The organism is Paenibacillus taichungensis (assembly GCF_013359905.1).
Lineage (GTDB): Bacteria > Bacillota > Bacilli > Paenibacillales > Paenibacillaceae > Paenibacillus > Paenibacillus taichungensis.
Genome location: NZ_JABMCC010000121.1, coordinates 751,284 through 773,715 on the forward strand (window position 1 = coordinate 751,284; position 22,432 = coordinate 773,715).

Below are 22,432 nucleotides of genomic sequence, written 5' to 3' on the forward strand. Positions count from 1 at the left end.
TGGTCACTACACGGTCAGAACCATCTCTCAATCGCTGTTATCCCCAGATTTTTTTGAATCTCTAATCAATGGGGAAATCCGGGGATAAAGGCGAGCGCTTCGCTTTTCGAGATTTGTTCTGCCCGTTCCGTTTAGCGTGTAATGTAGCTTAACTTAAATTCGTATCGGTATTTCCTTTATCGGAATCAGTATCCTCTTTGGGAATCTCCCAGATCATCTCGGTTCGGAATCCGCCGAGAGGGGATGGGCCGAATAGAAGGTAGGATTGATTGCCGAATAGATGCATGATTCGCTGATTCGTGTTCCATAGGCCACAGCCCATTTCCTCCTGCAGCGGTTGCTGCATTTTCAGATTCAACGCTTCCAACTGTTCCGGGCTCAAGCCAGGTCCGTCATCATCGATGTAAATTTTGCAGAACCCGTTCGAGTTCTCGCCAGTAATCCGGATTTCACCAGATGAATACGACTTCGCCACGCCATGAATGACGGAATTCTCCACAATGGGTTGAAGCATTAATCGTGGTACCGACTGGGCTAGCATATCCTCAGGGATGTCGATGTGATATTCAATTCTGCCATTACGCAGCTTCTGGATATCCAAATAGTTGACGAGCAGATTGATCTCTTCCTTCAGAGAAGATGTCTCCCGCTCCACACGTGTCGTATAACGGTAGTAGGCACTTAGGTTATGCGCCATGGAGACGACGGCTTGCTCGTCCTTCATCTGGGCCATGTTGATGATATAGCCAAGACAATTATACAGAAAATGAGGATTGATCTGCGCCTGTAACTGTTTCAGTGTAGCTTCTTTGGCCCTGATCTTTTCCTGGAACACGTTCTCGATCAGGTCTTGAATCTGATGGGACATATCATTGAATCGATGGAACAAAAATGAGAATTCATTCTGATCCTTGCTATGCAGACGTACGGAATAGTCTCCGCGCTGCACACGGCGTAAGCCCTGGATCAGCTTTTTGATCGGATATTGAATGTTTCGATATAACAGGATCGAAGCGGAAATGCCCACCACAAACAGCAGAATCATAAAGAGATAGAACAAATTCCGACTGAGCGAGATCGGCTGTAGAATCTGATAAAGTGGTACGACGTCGACCAAATGCCAATCCAGATAGGAAGATTTCACCGAGCTAACCAGATACTTTTTCCCGTTCAGCTTGACGACATCCTGTGTGGTATCCTCTGGCGAGTGCTCGTCCAGATAACGAATAAGTTCCTCGGATAGTTGCTTGTCTGCACTGCGATTCAGAATGGGTGAATTTCCTTTGTGATAAAAGAAGGGATCGCCTTGTCCACCTGCCTTATACGTATCCAGCATGTTCTGAATGTTCTCATAACTGAAGCTGGCTTCAATCACCAGATTGCTTCCCGTCAACATGCCCGGCTGGGCCAAGGAATCCGTAAAGAACCAATAAAAGGATTTCATATCCTCTTTGGACTCGGCACCATCACCGTATGTCCATTGTCCGCTCATATTTCTTTTCAAATAATCCTCATCATACCCGGATGTTCTATTATAGTTGGCAATGACATCTTGATTCTGTTGTGAATGCACAGCGTATCGAGTAGGCCATATATCGGTAACCCCGGATTGAAGCATCAGCTTTTCCTGAATAACATATCGGGTTTGCATCTTGTCATATCGATCATTCCATATGTTCAAGCCATTAAATGCTCTGACATTGGGATCTCTTGAGAGAATAAGACTGAAATCCATCATCTGATTGATTCGTGAATCGATCTGACTGGATAAAAACGTGAGCTGCTTCGTATTGGAGACCTGTAGCTCTTTGCTTACAACATCATAAGTGACGTTGTTCGAGTAGGTATACATGATAATAATGGGGATGAACAGGACCACAATTAAACAGTTTATTTTGGCAAACAGACTAAACCGGGATCTGGACGTTCTTCCCAAAGTTATAAAGCGCTTCCATGTATTCATAAAAAGTCTCCTTCAAATTCTGTGTAAACAACCTCTTCAGATGATGTTCCTAACAAAACACTATCAAGCCTAACAATGTTATATAGTCAGACCTGAGAAATGCCTGATACTATTTATAGCAGAGATCCCCATTACACACAAAAACTTTTTTTGGGAACAGGAGCGCGCTATGGAGGCTAATATGGAAGCTAACCGGGTACCTCAGGCGGACATTGGGAGCAAGCCGAACAGAAAAACAAAAAAACGCTACAAACAACCATGGATTCTGCACTTGATGGTGTTGCCGGCGGCCATTATGGTCTTTATATTTTCATACATTCCGATGTCCGGGATTTTGATGGCATTTCAAGACTATAAACCTGCACTGGGTTTTTTCGATTCCGAATGGGTCGGACTGAAGCACTTCAGATACATGTGGGAAAATGATTATTTCCTGCAAATTACGTGGAATACGCTGTTTTTTGCCTGTTCCAAGATCATTATGAACCTAATTATTCCGTTTGTCTTCGCCTTATTGCTCAATGAGGTACGGAAGATGGCGCTGAAAAGAACGATTCAAACGCTCGTATATCTGCCGCACTTTTTGTCTTGGGTTACACTGTCAGGCATTCTGATCGATATTCTGGCGCAGACGGGTATTGTCAATCAGTTCCTGGTCTCCGTATTCGGCATTAAGCCAATATTCTTCCTGGGGGATGGCAGCTGGTTCCGATTCACGATTATTGCGAGTGATGTCTGGAAAGAGTTTGGATTCAACACGATCATCTTCCTCGCGGCACTGTCTGGCATTAACCCTGCACTCTATGAAGCGGCTGAAGTTGATGGGGCAGGACGCTGGAAGCAAACGATGTATATTACCATCCCTGCACTTATTCCCATTGGGATCGTAATCGCAACCCTGGCACTGGGCAATGTGCTTAACGCCAACTTCGACCAGATCTTTAACTTATATAGTCCATTGATTTACCAACAAGGAGATATTATCGATACGTTTGTGTATAGAGAAGGTCTGCTAAGTGGGCAGTTCAGTTTCGCTACCGCCGTGAATCTGTTCAAATCGGTCATTAGTTTGATCCTGATTGTGATCTCCTACCGACTGGCTTACCGATTCGCCGGATACCGAATTTTCTAGAAAGGATGACGAACTCATGTATCATAAAACGATGCCTTACCGCATATTCAGCATAATCAACAATGTGTTACTGACCATCCTTTCGCTGCTCTGCTTGCTGCCTTTGTATCACTTACTCATGGTATCACTGAGCGCATCTGCTCCTGCCAATGCTGGACTGGTGACGTTCTGGCCGATTGGTTTTACACTGGAGGCGTATGCTAAGACGTTCGCTAATAGCAATTTCCTTTCCTCCCTGTGGGTGTCCGTAGAGCGGACGGTACTGGGAACAGGGCTTGCGTTAATCGTCAATACGATTGCAGCCTACGCGCTCTCCAAGGAAACGCGGGTGTTCCGTGCACGCAACATCTATCTGTGGTATTTTGTCATCACGATGCTGTTCAGCGGTGGTCTCATTCCGGGGTACATCCTGATTCTGAAGCTGGGACTGATGAACACATTGCTGGCCTTGATCCTGCCGGGATTGGTTGCGGTGTTCAACATTATCCTGCTGCTGAATTTCTTCCGTACCGTTCCTAAGGATCTGGAGGAAGCTGCATTTATTGATGGGGCAGGGCACTTGCAGACATTTATCAAAATCTATCTGCCCGTCTCCGTACCTGTCATTGCAACCGTTTCTCTCTTCATGATGGTCGGACATTGGAACTCGTACTTTGACGGGATCATCTACATCCGTGATGCAGAAAAGCTGCCACTGGCGACATTCATGCAGACGATCATCGTGCAAGCCGACATGTCGAAGCTCGATCCGGAAGCTGTAGCGAACCTGTCCCAACGGACCATTCGGGCCTCACAGATCTTTATCAGTGCGCTGCCGATCCTGCTCGTGTATCCATTCCTGCAACGGTACTTTGTAACCGGGATTGTAGTGGGGGCTGTGAAGGAGTAGAGTCGAGTAACGGTACGAATAGGTGTGAAAAAGGAGTTGCTGAACTGGGGAAGGCCAGGGAGGTGGCTTCTTTTTTGTGGAAAATATACAGATCGTGCATAGTGTATTACCTCTATTTGAATAAAATGGTACGATGAAAGCTGATTGAAGGTGATCCCTATTATTCATACCGAAGAGTGTGTACGAAGTGAAGAAGCTGATGATCGTTACCCTTGATTTGTCGTTGTTAAGCGCGTCCATGGCTTATACAGCTATAAGTGCACCAAAAAAGATAAGTGTGGTATTTAATGAAAAAGAACTAAAGACCCCAGCAGGTGCCGAACCCAAAATCATAGACGGTCGTGTGTATATCCCGGCCAACATTCTTCGAGGTGTGAGATTCTCTGTAGAATATAAAAATTCAACGCTTCATCTGGTGAATAGTTATTTTCTTTACATGAGAAATTTAATAGAGATGCATGTTTTCGATCATGTTTTTACAACTCGATTCAACAAGATCGATCAAGAAGTGGTTAATATTCTTGGCAAAGTGATATTAGAAGAGTCAGTAGACTTCTCGAAATTACAACAGTTCATAGAGGAAGCTGAATCGAATGTTAGTATCAGTCCAGATACATTTACTCCTGTATTGGACTATAATTCCTATGATTTTTCTCCTGTGAGAGAAAGTGTAGAAGCATACAAAAAAGCAAGTCTTGAGTTAATAGCTTATGTCAATACCGGGGATAAAGAAAGATTAAAGTCTTTCTACCAAGAGAGAAAAAAGCACTTGAGTACTATGATAGTTATACACATGTGTATGATGTTATTTTTAAAGCGAGTTTTATTAGTGCAGTCAAATAGAGGAACAGGGGTGAATTCGAAATAGTACTTATAAAGAATTACTTGGGATAATTTTTTTGTATAGTATACGTATTGTTTGCGCAAATCACGGAAAAGAGGAGGTTGAGCATGAGAGAACTTACAATAGATCAATATCATACGGTGTTACCTTTATTGGATTCGATCCAGAATAAAGCAGTCTACGCACTTTCTGTTATTGATCAAACGCAACAAGGTCGAGTGTTTGTCAATGAAGAGAGCGCACTAACCTCTGTATTGATTACCAGCAACGGTGGCTTTTACTGTTTGGCCGGAGATGAAGAGGACGAGTTGTTTATCGCAGATGTTGTCCAGTTTATGAACGAAGAGTCGAACCATCATAGCTTTTTTGCTTTAGGTGTCTTTACAACAGCTTGGGCGAACAAGATCGATTCATATCACATACAGCATTCCAAAAAGATAACTCGCACATATTATTTGTTTAATCAAGAGAAATTTATGGAATCTTACAGAGAGCTAGAGGCAACGGTTCAAAAGCCGTTTGAATATTTGTCATTGAATGAAGTCATAGCTCAGGAGTATAGAGACAAATTTTATCCCTACTATCAACTGGTATGGTCATCCACCGAACAGTTCTGTGAATATGGGATCGGGCATTTCATCAAGAAAAACGACCAATTGATTAGTGTTTGTACATCCCCTTATGTTGGTGGAGGGTATGCGGAGATTGATATCATTACCGTTGAAGAATACAAACGACAAGGATTGGCTAGTCAATTGGGAGTATTCTTTATAAAAGAATGCTTAGCCAAGAATTTCATTCCCAACTGGAGCTGTCACGCGGATAATCTGGCATCAAATGAACTGGCTCAGAAATTGGGATTTGAAAAGGTCGGGGAACATCCAATGTATTGGTATCATGCGTGATCCGTCTGATGAAATCTAAGCGAAGTAGAGAAAGATCCTGCACCTGTATGCTGTAAAGTATAATGAATCGCGACGTAACGCCATGCCCATATAACCCCAATACTGCTGTAATTCCGTATTGGAAAACAAGTTCCTCGGTATTGACGGACGGATTACAGCCACGAACAAGAAAGGGTACTGTAGTTTCTGTAGTCGCCATCAGGAGCTCGGATTCTTCAACGTGAAGACCAAGAGCCATTCGCTGGATAACTTTTCTTCCATTGCCCAGTACGTATGTATGGATAACAATGCTTGCAACCATAGTATTACCCATATCACCATGCTGAAGAAGTTTCTTCTCTCGACAGTAAAATAATGAATGATACAAATGTAGGGTCGCTCTTCGGAGCGACCTTTTTGTGTTTTAAAGGGTAGTTGTTCTTAAACTCGAGAGATTAGCGTGATGGTTAACGTATTTTATTTTCACAAAAAAGGCTTCAAGCCACCGAACTTACAACAAAACTTCAGACCTCATATAGGAGCGTAATACCGTTATGGAGTCGGAATATCGTTGCCATAATTTAGTCCCAACTGATACGCCTGTTTCAGAAGTGCCTCATAATGCTCAGGCTGCGCATCCAACGTTTCATATAAAAATTCAACGCTCGACTGGGGCACGCCGCAGTAATTGGCAATACCCACATTGAGCAGATTCGTGATTGATTCATCATAGTTTCGCTTCTGCATCTGTTCTTCCGTCACGCCCGCAAGAGCAATCCATAACATCTGCTGATGATGAAGCTTGTTCGAGCCGTAGGCAAACCCGTTGTTCATTACACGATCCACATACCCTTTCAGCATGGCTGGCAGATGCCACCACCAGAGAGGAAACACAAAAGCGACAGCATCGTGCTTCTTCAATCGCTCGATCTCCGCTTCTATCTCAGGGGAGAATACCTGATGTTCCTTGGTAAAGTCAGGTTCATCTATGCCTTGGAGGACAGGGTCGAAGCCAATGCCATGCAAATCCAATATCTCAAAATCGTGACCAGCCTCGGCAAGGCCCTGCACGAAATGATCGGTAACCTGGAAGGTCAGGGAATCTTTTCTCGAATGCGACACAACGACTAATACATTCATCTTATCTTTCACTACCTTTCTGTATTGCTGTCTTGTAGCCATGAATCGCCGGCTGATGCTATTATAAACAGGTATGAAAACATCTGGAAGTACGCACTTTGATGTACTATAGGAAGAATGAGGTGCCATAGGAACATCAAAGTACCCTGAATCACTACCTCGAAATGGAGTTCAAATAACGAAACGAAGAGAAATATGAAGGTTATGATTTTACCTCGGCAACAGCTTGATGAAGGAGGGTTAAAAGTTGACGGAACATGGAAAAACGAGCACTCCAAAGAAATATAAAGTCGGTGTGGAGGCGGCCTTGGAAGTGATGGGCGGAAAGTGGAAGCCGTTGATTATTTATCATTTGATGACAGGGCGAAAACGTACATCGGAGCTGCGTCGGTTGATACCGGACATCACGCAGAAAGTGCTGACAACGCAGCTCAGAGGTTTGGAAAAGGACGAGATCGTGCAGCGAAAGGTGTATTCGGAGGTTCCTCCAAAAGTGGAATATGAGTTAACGAGTTACGGTTGGGGACTCAAACCTGCTTTGGACTTTTTGTGCTATTGGGGAGAGGAGCACCTTGAAAAGGTTCACGGGGATAAGTTCAAGGTATTGGAGGAGTTTGACTCTCCAGAGTATTGAAGAGGCGAACCTGGTCCAGTTAAATAAAGGATCATCGCGTAATCGCAAATGTTGGTGATTTGTGATTGAAATGAGCCGGAGAAAAAAGGGGGTGAGAAGTTGAATGTATTAAAAGTAATATAAAAAATTAGAAATTCGTAGATTCTTTAATGGAGAGGTGTGAGTAGTATGATTAACAATGAATATTATGTAAAGCTTAATCAAGATGCACAAGAACATTATCAGTTCTACAAGCAACAAGCAGAAGCACTGGTAGATAGAAGAGAATATACGACCAGTAAACGTTATGACATTTCGCCGTATTGGTATGCGCGCCAAGGTGAAATTCCTGGAGATATCTCAGATGAAGAGACGGATACATATTATGAGTTTGATGAAGAAGGCAGAATACGAATTTTGGCCTGCGACGATTTAATTGATGGCTACACCTACGTTACATATGCAGATGGTGTAATAACGACAAGAACGTATGTCGATGGCGAATTAGACTCAGTCAAGGAATATCTGACACAAGACGGGTTAGTCTGTCGGTCAGTGGAGTATTTTACTCGATTCAATAAATTAGAGTATGAAGACTATATCTATGAAGGCAACAGACTTGTGGAAGTATACCAACCTCAATACGAAAATAATGATTATTTTGTTCACCTTCTTCGAACGTATTTCGAATATGATGAGCAAGGTGTTCTCCTGCGTGTGTTAGATGGGACCCAAGGTATGATCTACGTGCTGATGTCATCCGAAGAAGTCTTCGTGCTCCGGGAATCTGTGAAAAAAGGACTCATTCTGGCCTTGAAAGAAATTGTTGGTGCTCTTTGTGAGAAACAATCAAACAAAACATATTGTTTTCTCTCAATTTACTTACATGATGAAGTTCATACGGTTTATTCACCTATTTTTCACCCAGGCTGGCAAGAGGTAAGGGAAGAGCAAATAGAAGAAAAAGATGAGGGCGAAGATTATTATTACAGGATCTGGAGTTCAGGTGAGCATCCTGTGAACGATCAACAAGAACTTATGGATCATGATTTAATTCAGAAGCTTAGAACTCTTATTATGTATTGGCGTAGCATCGGTGATTGGTGGGAGGAAGGCATGAGCTTGTGGAAGGAAGTCGCGTATGACCTCAATGAAACGATGAATTGGTCTGCTTACTCAGGACTTACGGAAAACTTTGTTGTGTTCGTCGAATGGGAGGCAATGGATGTGATGAATGGAGATTTGCAAGAAAGCATCCCTTCAGCCAAGTTAGAAGTTTTACAATCAGAAGGCATAGCGCCACGCATTTAAGATATCAACAAGTGATTTGGGAGGGATAGCTTATCAAATATATGACTACATATCCACGGGCCAAGCTGAATTTAGTAGTAATGCTGATCCTTGAAATTTTTTTGTTCATGAATTTTTCCGTTAGCCGTGTAGGTATATTAAGTTATTTTACAATGGCTATGATGATCTTTATTTTCGTTTATATTGTCATCCTTATCAAACGTTTATTTTTCACCAATTCGACTATTACTCTGGGAAGCGATTATGTGATATCTACGAAAAATCAGAAATATGAAGCAACTCAAATTGAGTGCATCTATATGAATTACGACCGCATTGGAATTAAACTCCATGGAAGACGGCTAGTTCCTACGGATTTATGTTTTTATTTTGAACAAAGCCAGGAGACCAAAGGTTTAAGGGGATTAAATGAATGGGCAGCGCGCCATAAAAAACAAGTGAAACAGAAATTCTTTCAAACATTAATGTAGTCTTCTACGTTGGTTAGAGCATCTAGAAGGATTCGTCGAGATAGGAGAGATCACTCATGAAATATCGAACAAAAGAATGGTATGAAACCTGCCAGCGGACTGGTCTTCATTTTGGATTGAGAGTACATAGCGGAACTAACGAATTGGACGAAGCACTTTTTCTGAGGTTGTACAAAAGAAAAGAAAAAGCGCATGTAAATGTGGAACGTGAGATATATAACATCGATCCTCGTTCTATGCTGAAGCATGATGGTACGGTTCTTGTGCGTGCTGACCAGTTTTTTAGTGAGGAAGTGGTAGCTGAAGAGGATAAGATGATTTATCATATGCCGCCAGAACAAAGAGCGCATATTGAGAAGCTTATTGCGGAGTATGATGTCCGCCCTCCTTTTGACGAGGGAAAATGCAAAAAAGAGTATAAAGAAATGATGGAAGGGAGTGTCCAAAGCCAGAAAGAGCGTTTACCCCAAAACATCGTTGAGCAAATTGCAGATATCCGTGTGTTTACGCTCGGTTATTGCACAAGAGAAATATTGCTTCAGTTGAAGAAACAGAGTGCGGAAAATACGATAGAGATGGACCGCGTATCGAAAGAATACAGGGAGGCCATTTTAGCGCAGGATATTTCGGATGAAATTCGTAGCCGGGTTCAATTTCATGATTGTACAGTGACGGAACTGCTGGCGGGAGAGGAAGTTGTCATTCGTTTTGATACCAGTGGAGGCTTCACTAATATGAATAAACTTACGCTGATTGCATCCGAAATCATCAAGCAAGAAGGAGAGATTGTAGGCAGTTACTGGCTGTATCAAGAGCTGTACCAGATTGATAACGGATATGAGCTTCATGTTTTATTTTATGGAGAAGATATGCCTGAACTGATCGTTCGCTGTGAAGATATTCTCGCAGAAGAAGAGTGAGGCAGAGGCGGCGGTAGAGAAACTGAGCTTCCCGCAACAATAATATTACACAAGGTGATTTTATGAAAAAAAGAAATCAAAAAAAGAGATAATACCACTGATTAAACAGGTATCATCTCTTTTCTTATATGAAACGTAATGTCGATACTGGATAAGTCATTTTAATCCCAATTCCATATCTCTACTCGATTCAAATGGAAATGTTGGAATTCCGGGACCTTTGTAAGTTTCTCTAACTCTCGTACGGGACCAGTAACAACCGCGCCATATACTTGAACGCCATTCTTTTTTAAATAGGCAAGACGTTGTATATCCAGTTCAGCACCACTGTACTCAATATGGTTTGACATCCACTCTAGATCAGACATCATCGCTTGAACTTGTTCCTGCATCTGTCCTATATCGTCTGGGACAAAATAGTTATACCAATTTGCCCCATCCTCTTTAAATTCAGAAAGAGGTTTAAGACTCAAATGAGGAATATTATAGTTAAACATGCCTGACCGAGAGTAAGAGATATCTTGATCTATTAATTCGCCAGAATAGATCGGCATGGCGGTTACTGCAACATCATAATCTGTAAGAAGCTGCATCAGTTGATCGGGAGGCGCTAGGTTTTTCAAGGATAATGACATCTCAGCGACATGTCCGTCATCAATTTTACGAAGCCGATTCAAGCTACTGCTTTCATCAGAGGTATCTTTATCTTTAGTAGGTATACCATCTACTAGGGAGTAAGGGAGATAGAAAGGGCCTGGGTTATTGCCATTCATATACGCTCCTGTATTTGTAATCGTATAGGTGAATTTACCGGTTATACTGAGTGCAGCTTGAATTTCACCTGTGATTACTTCCCATGAGCCCACGTGTCGATATATTTTCAGATTAGCTTTCTGGGTTAGGAGTGGGGTTACTTCAAAGAGTTCATAATTCGTCTTCTCTACCCGAAGTCCGTCACCATGCATCTCAACCACAGATACAATCGAACGAATGAAGTCATTACGCACCTTTGACTGATCAAAATAGATATGGAGTGACGATACATAGATGTGATATACCATAAATACTAGAAAAAGAGCTCCTCCTGCATTTAGGAAAAACTTCCATCTCGTTTTCCAAACCATTCGTTTAAACTGCTTATGGCCCCATTCAGGACGCTGGTACTCAAAATCTTCTTCCCGAAATACACGTTCCTCATCATGTGGTGTTTTAGACATTCTCAAACGTCTCCTTTCATTTGAAGCATCTCTGCTTTGAATCGTTCTCTGGCGCGAAAAAGAGTGACCTTGACCTTGTTCATGTTCATATCCAGAATCTCGCATAGTTCGTTATAAGATAACTCGTTCATTTCTCGTAGCAACAAAATGGTTCTATATTGTTCGGGAAGTTTCTTCATCACTTGTTTAATACGAAGGGTACGTTCACGAGCTGTGAGCACTTCCTCAGGGGAACGATATGTATTTTCTGTCGCTTGCTGCTCCATCTCTCGATTCATTTGAATTTCTCCACGATATTTACGATACCAATCAATAAATAAATGCCGAGCTACTTTGTATAGCCAGGCTCTGGCGTAACTTGCATGCTCTGCTTTCATGGATACCATGGCTCTGTAAAAGGTTTCTTGAACTAACTCCTCAGCTGTCTCCTGAGATCCACACATACGGTATAGATAGAGATGCAGGGAGGATTGGTACTGCTTGAATAGTTCGGCATATAAATCACTCCTCATTTCAAGTTTCCTCCTCCTTCTCTTTAGACAACGGGTCAAGTCAAATAATGTTACAGTAAAAATGAAAAATTTTAGGAGGTTTCTTTAGGAAACTAAAATAAGAAAAAGGAGTAACCATAAGTAAGAGAACGAAAAACATATCGTTAATGAGAAAGTATATAAAAAAACTTTTAAATTGGGCTCGAAAAACATAGTGTAGCTTAACAATGTGAAATTCTCTTGGAAAGGAACAGACCATGACCAAATCAAATTTGGAAGTACAAGCTGTTTTTATGGATAGAGATGGAACAATCGGTGGGACAGGTCACTTTATCCATCCTAGAGATTTTGAATTATATCCGAATGCGAAGGAAGCAATCATGCTTTTAAAAACAAGCGGAATTAAGGTGGATTTGATCAGTCCTATATATGTCCACATGAACAAGAATGCAGCTGCAGAAAGCCGAAACCTGGTATGTTGTTACATGCTTCAGAGCAACACGATCTGGATTTATCAAAATGCGTAGTTATTGGTGACGTGGGGGATACCGACATGCTTGCTGCCCATGCAGTAGGAGCGACAAAGATCATGGTGAAGACAGGTTGGGGAGAATCCTCATTAACCAAATTCAGAGACAAATGGACAGAGACCGAACCTGATTATATCGGCAATCGAGCTCGGTGAGACACCTGCTCAAGCGATGATAAGAGAAGCATGGGAAGAGACAGGACTTATCATAAAACCGGAGAAAGTGATAGGGATCTATGGTGGTGAAGAGCAGCGGTTTACATACAGTAATGGTCACCAGGTTGAATATTTAACGATCGTATTTGAATGCAGTATCAAGTCTGGACAACTGGCATCCGATAATGAAGAGATGAAAGATCTGCAATTTTTCCCCGAGCATGAGCTTCCACCTATTGCAAACAAGTATCCAGACTATATTTTTAGTACTAATCAAGAAGAAAGGACGCATTTTATTAAATAATTCTATGAATCTATATGGGAAGAAACCAAATGGTATTGATATTGAATGGACAACCAGCACATTTGGTTATTTATCCATTCCGGTGTTTGTCTTGGGGATTGTGTTTTATTTCTTTCCTGATATTTTATATAGATGCTTTGTTCTGATGAGATATAGGGGAATCAAACCAAATAGGGAATTTGAGGACAACCCGCCAAACAGAGATATTCCAAAATTGATAGAAGTGATATTAAAAGCATTAGGCTGCATCATGGTGATATTAGGAATCATATGGTTTTGGTTTTCGGAAGAGTTTTATCGTTTTTGGTTTGTTTAGCAATAGTACGCATCTTATAAGCAGGAGTGAAATGAATGAAAGCATGGTTGTTAGACTACTATCCACCGAATAATACGATTGAGTTTAGCGATTCGGAGGAATCAGATCAGGTTTATGAGGCATTAGGCAGTGATAAGCCGATTATTCAGGAATGGTCTGCACCTAACGTAGAATTTAATGATTTGGGCAAACCAGCCGATATTTTAAACAGATACACAGGAGCGCTTGTCATTAGTGGGAAAGTGAAAGAACTATTGGAACAGAACCACATTGAACATATCGAGTTTTTGCCACTCTCAACGGCTACTGAAGAGGAATACTATATTTTACACGTGCTGAGTGTTATCGATTGCATAGACCCGGTAAACTCTAAAGTAAGGACTTATTATGACGACGTTCCTCAGTTTGATGAGTATTCACTCGTTTTAGATCAAAAAGCTTTACAAGGACAACACATATTCAGAATTAAACTACCAAGCGAGGATAGAGAGTTATCTTACATATATGTTTCAGATTTTTTGCAAGAGATATTAAGTCAATCCATCGTGGGTTATCAATTGGTGGAGATCTGGGATTCGGAATTTTCCTGGAAAGCCAAAGAAGAAAAGCATGAGCGGATGGGTCAGGAAATTGATAGCTCCTTGCTAGAAGTGTTTGATTTTGATAAAGCCAAGAAGTTCGCTCGTAAAAATAAAGGCCATATGGTGTACTCCGGTGAGTGGGCGATCAAGGCAGATAAGGATAAGCAAATTTGGTTAGGGAACCTTCAATTGGATGGGAGCTACTCATGGATCAACCCCATCTACTATCCTCCCATTTTGTTGGAACTTCAGTGGGGAATTCCAGAAAGAAGTAAAACGATGTTTAGTCGCTTGAAAGAGAGTATAGGGTTTAAATAACAAAATAATGGAGGCCTACCTAAGATAATAGTTATCGGGGGAGGCCTCCATTATTAATAAATATCTTCGTTAATTAAATGATCTAAATCATCCTTACTCATTCGTAATATTTAACGTTTCATCGGTAATGGTCTTACCATCACTCCCCAATGCCTGAACAATCACGTGGTGATGCAAAGACTTACCCGCAATATCCCACGTTATCTTCCAACCATCGTCCTCGTTAGTATCATACCCAATCAGTTCTCGTTCTCCCCAAGTCTCAGTTCCTGTTGGAACGGCCCAGAAAAGAAGTGTTTCTGCATTGGTCGCCTCTACTGTGATATTTAACTCTGTGCTATCTGTAGGAATTACAATCCAACCTTCTTTTTCGGGATAGTTAGTCTCAACATTCGTAATTATGGGTATAGCTTCTTTTCTTAGGATAACCTCAGTGTCATGGTTTTCAGTAGGAACTTCTGAAGCACAGGCTGTGAGAAGTAGGATGAGCAGAAGAATCGGGGAAAATGCTCTATTTGTCATGATGATTACCTCTTTCTATATAGTGGTATTCACAAATCCTCCAGCGTAATTCCGTCGCACTTGGTTTGACAATACGTTATATGCATGTAAACATAAAAGTTAATCAATTACAGTTTAATATAAGTAAGGAGTTGTAATTCAGGATGGAATTCTTTGGAGCTCTTATAGCGTTGATCCTATGTTTTATTGTGTTTCTTATCGTTGCTGCAGTTATACGCTATGCGATAGATTCATCAAAAACATCGAAAAGACTTGAGGATCTAATAAAAGAAGTACACTATTTGAGAACTGAAATTAATAAACAAAATAACAATAAACAAGGCGATAATAAATATATTATTGACGAGAAAGTATAGTATAGGGTGCCTATTCAAGATGCAATACCTTGCATCATGCAAGTCGTTTTATGGAAGGAGGGTTAAGGTGCGAAGTGATTTCATTGAGTTAGTTGAAGAGAGTGATGAGAGGTACAAATGTTATGTTTTGAAAAATACAGTCCAAATATTTAAGCAATCCATAAAGGATGAAGATTTAAAGGATGTCCGAATCTATATATCGACGACTATTCAGTTAGATGCAATTGCTGATGTAGTAGAGTCATATCTGCATTGGTTTACGGAGTGTGAGGCCGTATTTCGAAATTATTATGAGAACGAACTTTGCGAACAAGTACATAAGGATTGGTTTAATGAAATTGAAGTTTATCAAGTAGATATCACATTTAATAGTAAAGAGGACTACGGAGCAACGATAGCCTGTGGAGACAATGTGTTACAAGGTCACATTATGATTATTGATTTTGATCGAGAACATATCCAGGCTATCCATTTAAATGGATAAGCTAATTATATATACCATTGATGATGATGTTTTGTAGTCTATTGTTTTCTCTTAGCTCCAGGTAGTTAAGAAATAGGAGCAGTGTTATCAGTACAAGGATCACTGACATGAACTTTTGGAATTTCCCCATGGTAGATATAACCTCCTCGTTATATTAAGTAAATTACGGTGTACAACAAATTAATTTGATAATGCCATTTGTATTACATAACACCTGAATGGAATTAAAGTTACGTGCAAAATGAAAAACAGGACTATTCCTCTAACGGGAATAAGTCCTGTATCTATTTACAACTATTAATCTCAATGATGATGATGCGCATGAGCATCCGGTGCGTCGCCTTTGACGGTGCATAATACCGAGGTGTCGTGAAGATGCTTCTCAGACTCGACTTGCAGTGTCACATGTTTGATTTCTTTATGCTCCAACAGATGCTCAATCTTCTGAACAAGCACCTCGGATGCGTAGACATCCATCGTTCCGTCCACCACAATATGAGCGGTCAGTGCATTCAGGTTGCTGGTGATGGACCAGACATGCACGTCGTGCACGCCTTTGACGCCATCGACTTGTTTGATGGTCTGAACAAGGTCATTTACATCCACATTCGCTGGCGTTCCCTCCATCAAGATATGCAGGGATGATTTAGTGACAAAGAATCCACTGCGCAGAACCAGTACAGCAACAATGACACTCGCGAGTGGATCGGCCCAACCCCAGCCGAAGAACATCATGAGCAGTGCCGCCGCAATAGCCCCAACCGATCCCAACATGTCACTAATGACATGGAGATAAGCACCGCGCATATTCAGGTTATTCTCCGTATCGCTACCGCGCATCATGATCCATGCCACCAGGATATTAATGAGCAGTCCAATGATACTGATGATCAACATACCGACTGTTGCGACTTCTGGTGGGTTGATGAAGCGACCAATTGCTTCGTAAAAGATGTAAAGTGAGATGGCGATTAAGGTGACCCCATTTAACGTGGCTGCCAAAATCTCAAAGCGTCTGTACCCGTACGTTTTGCCTGTATTCACCGCTTTTTCGCCAAAGGTGAACGCCAGCAAGGCGATCCCCAAAGCTATGGAATCAGACAACATATGACCTGCATCGGAGATGAGGGCCAAGCTGTTGGTGATGAATCCGCCAACGGCTTCAACAATCATATAAACGGTAATAATAATAAAGGAAAACAACAGTACTTTCTTGTTACTGGTACTACCATGATTGTGTCCATGTTCGTGGCTGTGATGATGTCCGGACATATGAGATCCTCTCCTTTGGAGCCGTGCTCCGTTATGTAATTGATTTCTTTTGTGACTACAAGTGATCTTCGGAAATGATAAAGTGATAATACATGAACATATGAGCAGTTGTTCATATGTTATGGTTTTATTATAGGTGCGCCTAATAATAGTGTCAACCAGATTTGAGAAAATATAAACATGACCTGTAAGCTCATCGCATGTGCGCTGGCGGTTTACGTTACTTTTGTGCTACCATCTGTGCAGGATGAATGTCGAGGAAGTTCCCGCTACAAATAATAAAATGAAGTAAATATAAGTTGAAACTAATATTTACACGGTAACGGAGAGGTCAGAAAAAATCTGGAGAAGCGGAGCGTTCGCCTTTATCCCCGGATTTTAACCTTTGAATAGGAAATAAAAAAATCTGGGGATAACAGCGATCAGAAGATTGTTCTGACCTTGTAGTGGCTAGTGTAAAAATAATTCATTTCATCTTTACAGAAAAGGGGCGGACAACAATATGAAGAATCTGCTTCTGGCGGACGACGACGCCAATATTAGAGCACTCCTCCGGCATGTCATGACTAAGGAAGGGTATCGGGTGCATGAAGCACAGGATGGAGTGGAAGCGGTCAAGGTTATGCAAGCAACACCAATCGATCTGGCGATTCTGGATGTGATGATGCCAGGTATGGACGGGCTGGAGTTATGTGATTTCATTCGGCAACATTATGACATTCCGATCATGCTGCTGACAGCACGGGATCAACTATCCGACAAGCGGGATGGGTACTTGAGAGGTACAGATGAATATGTGACGAAGCCATTCGAACCTGAGGAACTGGTCTACCGGGTTAAAGCATTATTTCGTCGGTACCATCGTACTTCCAGTGATATCATTCGTATGAATCGCATCGTGATTGACCGGAATAATGTCGAGGTCTCCGATGGGCAATCGATTCTCTTTTTACCAATGAAGGAGTTCGAGCTACTCTCTCAACTTGCTCAGTTTCCGGGGCGATTATTCTCGCGTGATGAACTAATTCGGTTGGTCTGGGGAGCGGATTATGAAGGCGATGACCGCACCGTGGATGTACATATCAAGCGGCTTCGTGATCGTTTTGCCGATTATGGGGATGATTTTGTCATTCAGACGGTACGGGGGATTGGTTATAAGATTGAGGTGAAAGCGCATTGAGATCACTGTACTTTCGGGTGTTTATGATTACAATCGCGGTGATTCTGGTCAGCGCCATGCTGGGTTTTCTTTTATCCAATATTTATTATCATGCGAAGCTGAAGTCTTTCAATGATGAGAAGTTAGTTGGCATTGCGACGCAAATGAAGCAGTTTGTAGAGCAGGAACCAGCTACGGTAGAGCATTATCTGAACAATGCCGCAGCGCTCGGTTACGAAATTTATGTAACGGATGGAAAAGGGAATGACCAATTCTATGGCCGTGAATTCCGCCAGAAGGATCTGGACAAGCAGGCTGTAGATCAGGTGCTCAGTGGTGAGATATACCACGGCGTCGCTGAGTTTCCCAGCAAACCTTTCATTACCGGTTTCTTCGATAATCAATTGAGCAATACCGTTGGTGTTCATCTACAGATGGGCAATGCAAGTTATGCGTTGTTTATGCGCCCGGATGTCATTTTGCAATTCGGTGAGCTGCGTATCTTTTTTGCGTTGATTGGAGCGTTTACGGTGGGCATTAGCATCCTGCTCTTTATAATCAGTACCCGCTATCTGGTGAATCCGATTGAACGTCTGTCCGAGGCGACCAAACGCATTGCGCAAGGGAACTATAATCTGAAATTGTCCACGACTAGGCGTGATGAGATTGGACAGCTGGCCCAGCATTTCATGACCATGAGTCGTGAATTGGAGCGAGTGGATCAGGCACGTCAGCAGTTTGTTTCCAACGTATCACATGAGATTCAATCGCCGCTGACCTCGATTCAGGGATTTGCCCAACTGGTAGCAGATCAGGATCTGCCTGAACAAGAACGGGAGCACTATGCCTCCATTATTGAAGAGGAGAGCCGCCATCTCTCGTTGCTCAGTAAACAATTGCTGCTGTTGTCCTCTCTGGAACAAGGTCATGAGGATTTGACGAAAGTGAGATTTTCTCTACGAGATCAATTCCGCCAAGCGGTTCAGGTGCTGCAATGGCAGTTGGAAGAAAAAGAACTGTTGCTAAGGATCTCGGTACCCGAATCCATCCAGTTATATGGCAATGAAGTGTTGCTCATGCAAGTATGGATGAATCTGCTGGGGAATGCCGTGAATCATCTTCCGCAGGGGAGAAGCATTGAGATTCGTGCAGAAGAGACCAATGCCCAGTGCGTAATCCATATTCGGGATACAGGAGACGGGATTGCAGCGGAGCATTTGCCGTTCCTCTTTGATCGTTTCTACCGAGTAGACCGTGCGAGAGAACGTTCTTCCGGCCGAACCGGGCTTGGGCTTGCCATTGTGCAGAAAATTATCCGCATCCATGAGGGCACGATTGAGGTCTCCAGTTCGACCGAAGGAACGGTCTTTACCGTGACGCTCCCGCAGATGTAATCTGTTATTCATTTGCCGTTCATTTTTGCCTCCTATACTTGGGTTATCAAGAGGAGGTCAGAGAATATGTACTTGGCTATTAGAGAGATGAGGTTTGCCAAAGGGCGATATGCATTAATTGCTACAATTATGGTGCTTGTATCATTTCTGGTTTTGTTTGTCACAGGTCTGGCACAGGGGCTTGCGTATGATAACGCGGCATCCATCAAAAATATGGCAGCAACCCATTTTGTTCTGGAGCAGGATTCGAATCATCGTTTTACCCGCTCCCAGGTGAATCAGGACCAGCTGGAGCAGACACGCTCCGTTGTGGGGCAAGAGAACGCTGAACCGCTGGGTGTGAAAATGACAACGGTCAGTCCAGCTGGTGACACAAAGAAGATTGATGTAACGCTATTCATGGTGAACCCGGAAGGCTGGCTGGCTCCAACCGTAACCGAAGGCTCTACAATTACGGATCTGAAAGACGGGCAGGTTGTAGTGGATCAAAAACTGTCTGAATCTGGCGTGACGATTGGAACGGAACTGGTCGATCAAGCCTCGGGAACGAAGTGGACCGTAGGTGGATTTGTGGAAAATGAGTCCTTCAGTCACTCACCGGTTGTGTTTCTGAACGAGCAGGAATGGCTCGCTATTCAAGAGGGTTCTCGTACTTCGCAAGGAACAGCAAACTCTAATGCTCCGGTATACAATGCGATTGCCGTCAAGGATGCAGGCGAGAAGGTGGATAACCTTAGTACCGCTTTGCCGAATACAGAGGTAATTACGAAGTCCGATGCGGTATCGGCCATTCCTGGGTACAAGGAAGAACAGGGCTCACTGCTCATGATGATTGCCTTTTTATTTGTCATCTCGGCGTTTGTGCTTGCGGTATTCTTCTACGTCATCACGATTCAGAAAACGAGTCAATTTGGTATTTTAAAAGCTATTGGGACTCGAAATTCATATCTGGCGGGCAGTGTTTCATTGCAAGTATTGCTTCTGTCCATCGGCAGTCTGGTGATCAGTGTGCTGTTGGTTCGGCTATTTGAATCGATCTTGCCAGCTTCAATGCCGTTTCAATTAAGCTTGTCCACCCTGGCACTAACCTGTGTGTTATTCGTGGTGATGTCTATGGCGGGTTCGCTATTCTCGGTGTGGAAGGTTACCAAAATTGATGCGCTTGATGCGATTGGGAGGACAGCAGCATGAGAAACCGACTGGTATTGCAGGGAATTACACAGACATTCGAAGATGGCGGGGTCAAACGGACGATATTGGATAAGTTGGATCTTAAGGTGGCCGAAGGAGAGCTCGTCGCGGTCATGGGGCCTTCTGGCTCAGGCAAAAGTACATTTCTGTCCATCGCAGGTGCACTGCTTGAACCGACGGAGGGACAGGTTATGCTGGATGGCGCATCGATTATGGGCAAAAACAAACAGGACATTTCCGATGTACGGCTCCAGCAGCTCGGGTTTATTTTTCAAAGTGCCAACCTCATTCCGTATCTGAAAGTGGAAGAACAACTGATGGTGGTCGCCAAGCTCGCTGGAACGGACAAAAACAAGGCAGAGAAGCGGGTCGATGAGTTGCTGGATACGGTAGGTTTATCGCATCGTCGTAAGGCATATGCCGAGAAGCTTTCCGGCGGAGAACGCCAGCGGGTTGCCATTGCCAGAGCTTTGATGAATGATCCAGCCGTCCTGCTCGCGGACGAACCGACAGCCAGTCTGGATGCGGAACGTGGACTGGATATTGTGGGCATGATCGCACGGCTCGTGAAGGAGCAGGGCAAGAGTGCAGTCATGGTTACGCATGATGAGCGGATTTTGCCGCTATGTGATCGGGTTCTCTTTTTGGAAAACGGGAAACTGGTACACCATTAGCACTCAGAGTGGATCGTGTAATCATTCTTTAGTTCAACTGAAATAACATGAGAAGGTCCATGACTTCCCGATGGGAAAAGTGGCCTTCTTTTTTCTTTTTTGATCTATAATGAGAGTTAGAACTTATAATGGAAGATTTATTTTACATAGAGAGGATCGGATGTAGGATGAAAATTTTGGATCGGGAACAGTTCCCTGCGCTCAGTACATCGATTCATTGGGGGATTGTTAAAGCGGAGTTTAGATTGAACGACATCGTGGATGAAACGCTGGTCAGCAATGTGAGCATCATCCCGTTTGTGGGGGAACGAGTGGTTGTTTTTCAGATCGATAACGGAAAATGGGAGCTGCCCGGAGGAACGTTGGAGGTAGGAGAGAAGTATATGGATGGACTGCAACGTGAAGTGATGGAGGAGCTCGGAGCCAAGTTGGTCACGTATCGGGTGTTTGGACAATTTCATTGCATGTCGAGTGCACCTGAGCCGTATAGACCGCATATTCCACATCCTCATTTTGTGAGAATTATTGGCTATGGAGAAGTTGAGCTGGTCGGTAAACCATTGAATCCGGCAGATGGGGAACAGGTAATTGCTGTAGAGGTTGTGGAGATTGGTGAAGCGATTAAGAGATTTGAAGAACAGAATAGATATGACATTGCGGAAATGTACCGATTAGCCTATTTGCTTCGAGAAGAAGCAAACGGTGAGTAACTGGAATGCTAGTGTATTCTAAATCTATCTTAAATCTTAAATCTTAAATCCAATAAACTTCGGAGGTTATGATGATTAGAGATGAAATTAATGAGTTGTTGGATGCTCTACCGGACCATGAACTGAACGTGATTTACTCGCGAATCGAGCTAGTGCACCGCAAATATATGTATAACAAAAAATTGGAGGACAAGGGGGTCCTTGTGACTGAATTGTGCGAGGAATCCGAAGGAATGATACAGAAATGGGATAACACATTTGCCAAGAGCATCAGTGAAGAGGTAAAAGAGGCTATCTATTATAGCCAGTACAAGTGGCATATGTTCAGTTATGAGAAACAGGATTGCCTAACAGACGATGCAGCACGAGATGCTTTCAATGCCGAAAATAAAAACGAATTGTATGTCATGTATCAACATACACCATTCATACAGGTATTTCAGAATGCGAATAAGGTCATCGCAGGAGATTTTGATTCGGAACAGGATATTTATATTTTTGACCAAGTGTTCACGTGGACGTATGTACATACCCATGAATCCATGTGCGGACCGTATTTTTATAAAGTGAAGTAACAAGGAGCAGTAAGGAG

Annotated in this window: 28 protein-coding genes; 22 read left to right on the forward strand and 6 right to left on the reverse strand. The window is 42.7% G+C overall.

Translation table 11 applies throughout. From position 1 onward, the window contains the following. Window positions 1–148: 148 nt before the first annotated feature. Complete coding sequence (locus HP548_RS31135; protein ID WP_175383828.1) at window positions 149–1,963, reverse strand: sensor histidine kinase; 1,815 nt, start codon at window positions 1,961–1,963, stop codon at window positions 149–151. A gap of 181 nt (window positions 1,964–2,144) precedes the next feature. Between HP548_RS31135 and HP548_RS31140 the strand changes: the two genes are divergently transcribed. The 5 genes from HP548_RS31140 (at window position 2,145) to HP548_RS31160 (ending at window position 6,088) form a co-directional block, all read left to right on the forward strand. Beyond that, window positions 2,145–3,095: an ABC transporter permease gene (locus HP548_RS31140; RefSeq protein ID WP_053780273.1), complete on the forward strand. Its 951-nt coding sequence runs from the start codon at window positions 2,145–2,147 to the stop codon at window positions 3,093–3,095. A gap of 16 nt (window positions 3,096–3,111) precedes the next feature. Further along, window positions 3,112–3,984: a carbohydrate ABC transporter permease gene (locus HP548_RS31145; protein WP_063564040.1), complete on the forward strand. Its 873-nt coding sequence runs from the start codon at window positions 3,112–3,114 to the stop codon at window positions 3,982–3,984. A 187-nt stretch (window positions 3,985–4,171) separates the two neighbouring features. Continuing rightward, window positions 4,172–4,852 carry a hypothetical protein gene (locus HP548_RS31150; protein ID WP_217504870.1) on the forward strand — a complete coding sequence of 227 codons (681 nt, stop codon included), beginning with the start codon at window positions 4,172–4,174 and terminating at the stop codon, window positions 4,850–4,852. 83 nt (window positions 4,853–4,935) lie between these two features. Further along, window positions 4,936–5,733 carry a GNAT family N-acetyltransferase gene (locus HP548_RS31155; protein ID WP_175383830.1) on the forward strand — a complete coding sequence of 266 codons (798 nt, stop codon included), beginning with the start codon at window positions 4,936–4,938 and terminating at the stop codon, window positions 5,731–5,733. Between the two features lie 118 nt (window positions 5,734–5,851). After that, entirely contained in the window at window positions 5,852–6,088 is a 237-nt protein-coding gene (locus HP548_RS31160; RefSeq protein ID WP_343054953.1) for a hypothetical protein, read from the forward strand. A gap of 176 nt (window positions 6,089–6,264) precedes the next feature. On the opposite strand, the gene HP548_RS31165 is transcribed toward HP548_RS31160, so the two are convergent. Next, window positions 6,265–6,852 (reverse strand): NAD(P)H oxidoreductase, encoded by a 588-nt coding sequence (locus tag HP548_RS31165; RefSeq protein ID WP_175384035.1) that lies wholly within the window; start codon window positions 6,850–6,852, stop codon window positions 6,265–6,267. Window positions 6,853–7,168: 316 nt separating this feature from the next. On the opposite strand from HP548_RS31165, the gene HP548_RS31170 reads away from it, so the two are divergent. The 4 genes from HP548_RS31170 (at window position 7,169) to HP548_RS31185 (ending at window position 10,166) form a co-directional block, all read left to right on the forward strand. Next, window positions 7,169–7,486, forward strand: coding sequence for a winged helix-turn-helix transcriptional regulator (locus HP548_RS31170; RefSeq protein WP_175384036.1), 318 nt, complete (start codon window positions 7,169–7,171; stop codon window positions 7,484–7,486). Window positions 7,487–7,654: 168 nt separating this feature from the next. Further along, window positions 7,655–8,776, forward strand: a complete 1,122-nt coding sequence (locus tag HP548_RS31175) for a hypothetical protein (protein ID WP_175383831.1) — start codon at window positions 7,655–7,657, stop codon at window positions 8,774–8,776. Between the two features lie 80 nt (window positions 8,777–8,856). Continuing rightward, a complete protein-coding gene (locus HP548_RS31180) occupies window positions 8,857–9,246 on the forward strand; it encodes a hypothetical protein (RefSeq protein WP_217504871.1) in 390 nt (129 codons plus the stop codon). A 56-nt stretch (window positions 9,247–9,302) separates the two neighbouring features. Further along, on the forward strand, window positions 9,303–10,166 hold the full coding sequence (locus HP548_RS31185; protein WP_099855096.1) for a DUF4085 family protein: 864 nt from the start codon (window positions 9,303–9,305) through the stop codon (window positions 10,164–10,166). 161 nt (window positions 10,167–10,327) lie between these two features. Here HP548_RS31185 and HP548_RS31190 read toward each other — a convergent pair whose 3' ends face one another. Next, window positions 10,328–11,383 carry an anti sigma factor C-terminal domain-containing protein gene (locus HP548_RS31190; protein ID WP_246318278.1) on the reverse strand — a complete coding sequence of 352 codons (1,056 nt, stop codon included), beginning with the start codon at window positions 11,381–11,383 and terminating at the stop codon, window positions 10,328–10,330. A 2-nt stretch (window positions 11,384–11,385) separates the two neighbouring features. After that, the gene (locus tag HP548_RS31195; protein WP_175383833.1) at window positions 11,386–11,895 is read right to left on the reverse strand and encodes an RNA polymerase sigma factor; all 510 of its coding nucleotides are present in this window, start codon (window positions 11,893–11,895) and stop codon (window positions 11,386–11,388) included. A gap of 236 nt (window positions 11,896–12,131) precedes the next feature. On the opposite strand from HP548_RS31195, the gene HP548_RS33990 reads away from it, so the two are divergent. From HP548_RS33990 to HP548_RS31215, 5 genes are read left to right on the forward strand one after another with little or no spacing between them, the layout of a single operon-like run. Next, window positions 12,132–12,401, forward strand: coding sequence for a hypothetical protein (locus HP548_RS33990; RefSeq protein WP_306553880.1), 270 nt, complete (start codon window positions 12,132–12,134; stop codon window positions 12,399–12,401). Continuing rightward, a complete protein-coding gene (locus tag HP548_RS33995) occupies window positions 12,302–12,559 on the forward strand; it encodes an HAD-IIIA family hydrolase (protein ID WP_306553922.1) in 258 nt (85 codons plus the stop codon). The genes HP548_RS33990 and HP548_RS33995 overlap by 100 nt, the downstream gene beginning before the upstream one ends. A 16-nt stretch (window positions 12,560–12,575) precedes the next feature. Further along, window positions 12,576–12,863, forward strand: a complete 288-nt coding sequence (locus HP548_RS31205) for an NUDIX domain-containing protein (RefSeq protein WP_175383834.1) — start codon at window positions 12,576–12,578, stop codon at window positions 12,861–12,863. A gap of 4 nt (window positions 12,864–12,867) precedes the next feature. Next, on the forward strand, window positions 12,868–13,179 hold the full coding sequence (locus HP548_RS31210) for a hypothetical protein (RefSeq protein ID WP_063564049.1): 312 nt from the start codon (window positions 12,868–12,870) through the stop codon (window positions 13,177–13,179). A gap of 35 nt (window positions 13,180–13,214) precedes the next feature. Then, window positions 13,215–14,078 carry an imm11 family protein gene (locus HP548_RS31215; protein ID WP_175383835.1) on the forward strand — a complete coding sequence of 288 codons (864 nt, stop codon included), beginning with the start codon at window positions 13,215–13,217 and terminating at the stop codon, window positions 14,076–14,078. A gap of 93 nt (window positions 14,079–14,171) precedes the next feature. On the opposite strand, the gene HP548_RS31220 is transcribed toward HP548_RS31215, so the two are convergent. Beyond that, window positions 14,172–14,600, reverse strand: coding sequence for a hypothetical protein (locus HP548_RS31220; RefSeq protein WP_175383836.1), 429 nt, complete (start codon window positions 14,598–14,600; stop codon window positions 14,172–14,174). Window positions 14,601–14,743: 143 nt separating this feature from the next. On the opposite strand from HP548_RS31220, the gene HP548_RS31225 reads away from it, so the two are divergent. Together HP548_RS31225 and HP548_RS31230 are read left to right on the forward strand one after the other, a co-directional pair. Next, the gene (locus HP548_RS31225; RefSeq protein WP_175383837.1) at window positions 14,744–14,956 is read left to right on the forward strand and encodes a hypothetical protein; all 213 of its coding nucleotides are present in this window, start codon (window positions 14,744–14,746) and stop codon (window positions 14,954–14,956) included. A gap of 67 nt (window positions 14,957–15,023) precedes the next feature. Further along, window positions 15,024–15,440 (forward strand): hypothetical protein, encoded by a 417-nt coding sequence (locus HP548_RS31230; protein ID WP_175383838.1) that lies wholly within the window; start codon window positions 15,024–15,026, stop codon window positions 15,438–15,440. Window positions 15,441–15,743: 303 nt separating this feature from the next. On the opposite strand, the gene HP548_RS31235 is transcribed toward HP548_RS31230, so the two are convergent. Further along, complete coding sequence (locus HP548_RS31235) at window positions 15,744–16,712, reverse strand: cation diffusion facilitator family transporter (RefSeq protein WP_175383839.1); 969 nt, start codon at window positions 16,710–16,712, stop codon at window positions 15,744–15,746. Window positions 16,713–17,214: 502 nt separating this feature from the next. On the opposite strand from HP548_RS31235, the gene HP548_RS31240 reads away from it, so the two are divergent. From HP548_RS31240 to HP548_RS31265, 6 genes are all read left to right on the forward strand, one after another. Then, window positions 17,215–17,892: a response regulator transcription factor gene (locus tag HP548_RS31240; protein ID WP_063564057.1), complete on the forward strand. Its 678-nt coding sequence runs from the start codon at window positions 17,215–17,217 to the stop codon at window positions 17,890–17,892. 23 nt (window positions 17,893–17,915) lie between these two features. Beyond that, window positions 17,916–19,265, forward strand: coding sequence for a sensor histidine kinase (locus tag HP548_RS31245; protein ID WP_246318280.1), 1,350 nt, complete (start codon window positions 17,916–17,918; stop codon window positions 19,263–19,265). Window positions 19,266–19,331: 66 nt separating this feature from the next. Continuing rightward, window positions 19,332–20,456 carry an ABC transporter permease gene (locus tag HP548_RS31250; RefSeq protein WP_175383841.1) on the forward strand — a complete coding sequence of 375 codons (1,125 nt, stop codon included), beginning with the start codon at window positions 19,332–19,334 and terminating at the stop codon, window positions 20,454–20,456. Further along, window positions 20,453–21,130 carry an ABC transporter ATP-binding protein gene (locus HP548_RS31255; protein ID WP_090894823.1) on the forward strand — a complete coding sequence of 226 codons (678 nt, stop codon included), beginning with the start codon at window positions 20,453–20,455 and terminating at the stop codon, window positions 21,128–21,130. Before HP548_RS31250 ends, HP548_RS31255 begins: the two co-directional genes overlap by 4 nt. A 167-nt stretch (window positions 21,131–21,297) precedes the next feature. Beyond that, window positions 21,298–21,840 (forward strand): NUDIX hydrolase, encoded by a 543-nt coding sequence (locus tag HP548_RS31260; RefSeq protein WP_175383842.1) that lies wholly within the window; start codon window positions 21,298–21,300, stop codon window positions 21,838–21,840. Between the two features lie 71 nt (window positions 21,841–21,911). Beyond that, window positions 21,912–22,415: a DUF4275 family protein gene (locus tag HP548_RS31265; protein WP_175383843.1), complete on the forward strand. Its 504-nt coding sequence runs from the start codon at window positions 21,912–21,914 to the stop codon at window positions 22,413–22,415. Window positions 22,416–22,432: the final 17 nt, after the last annotated feature.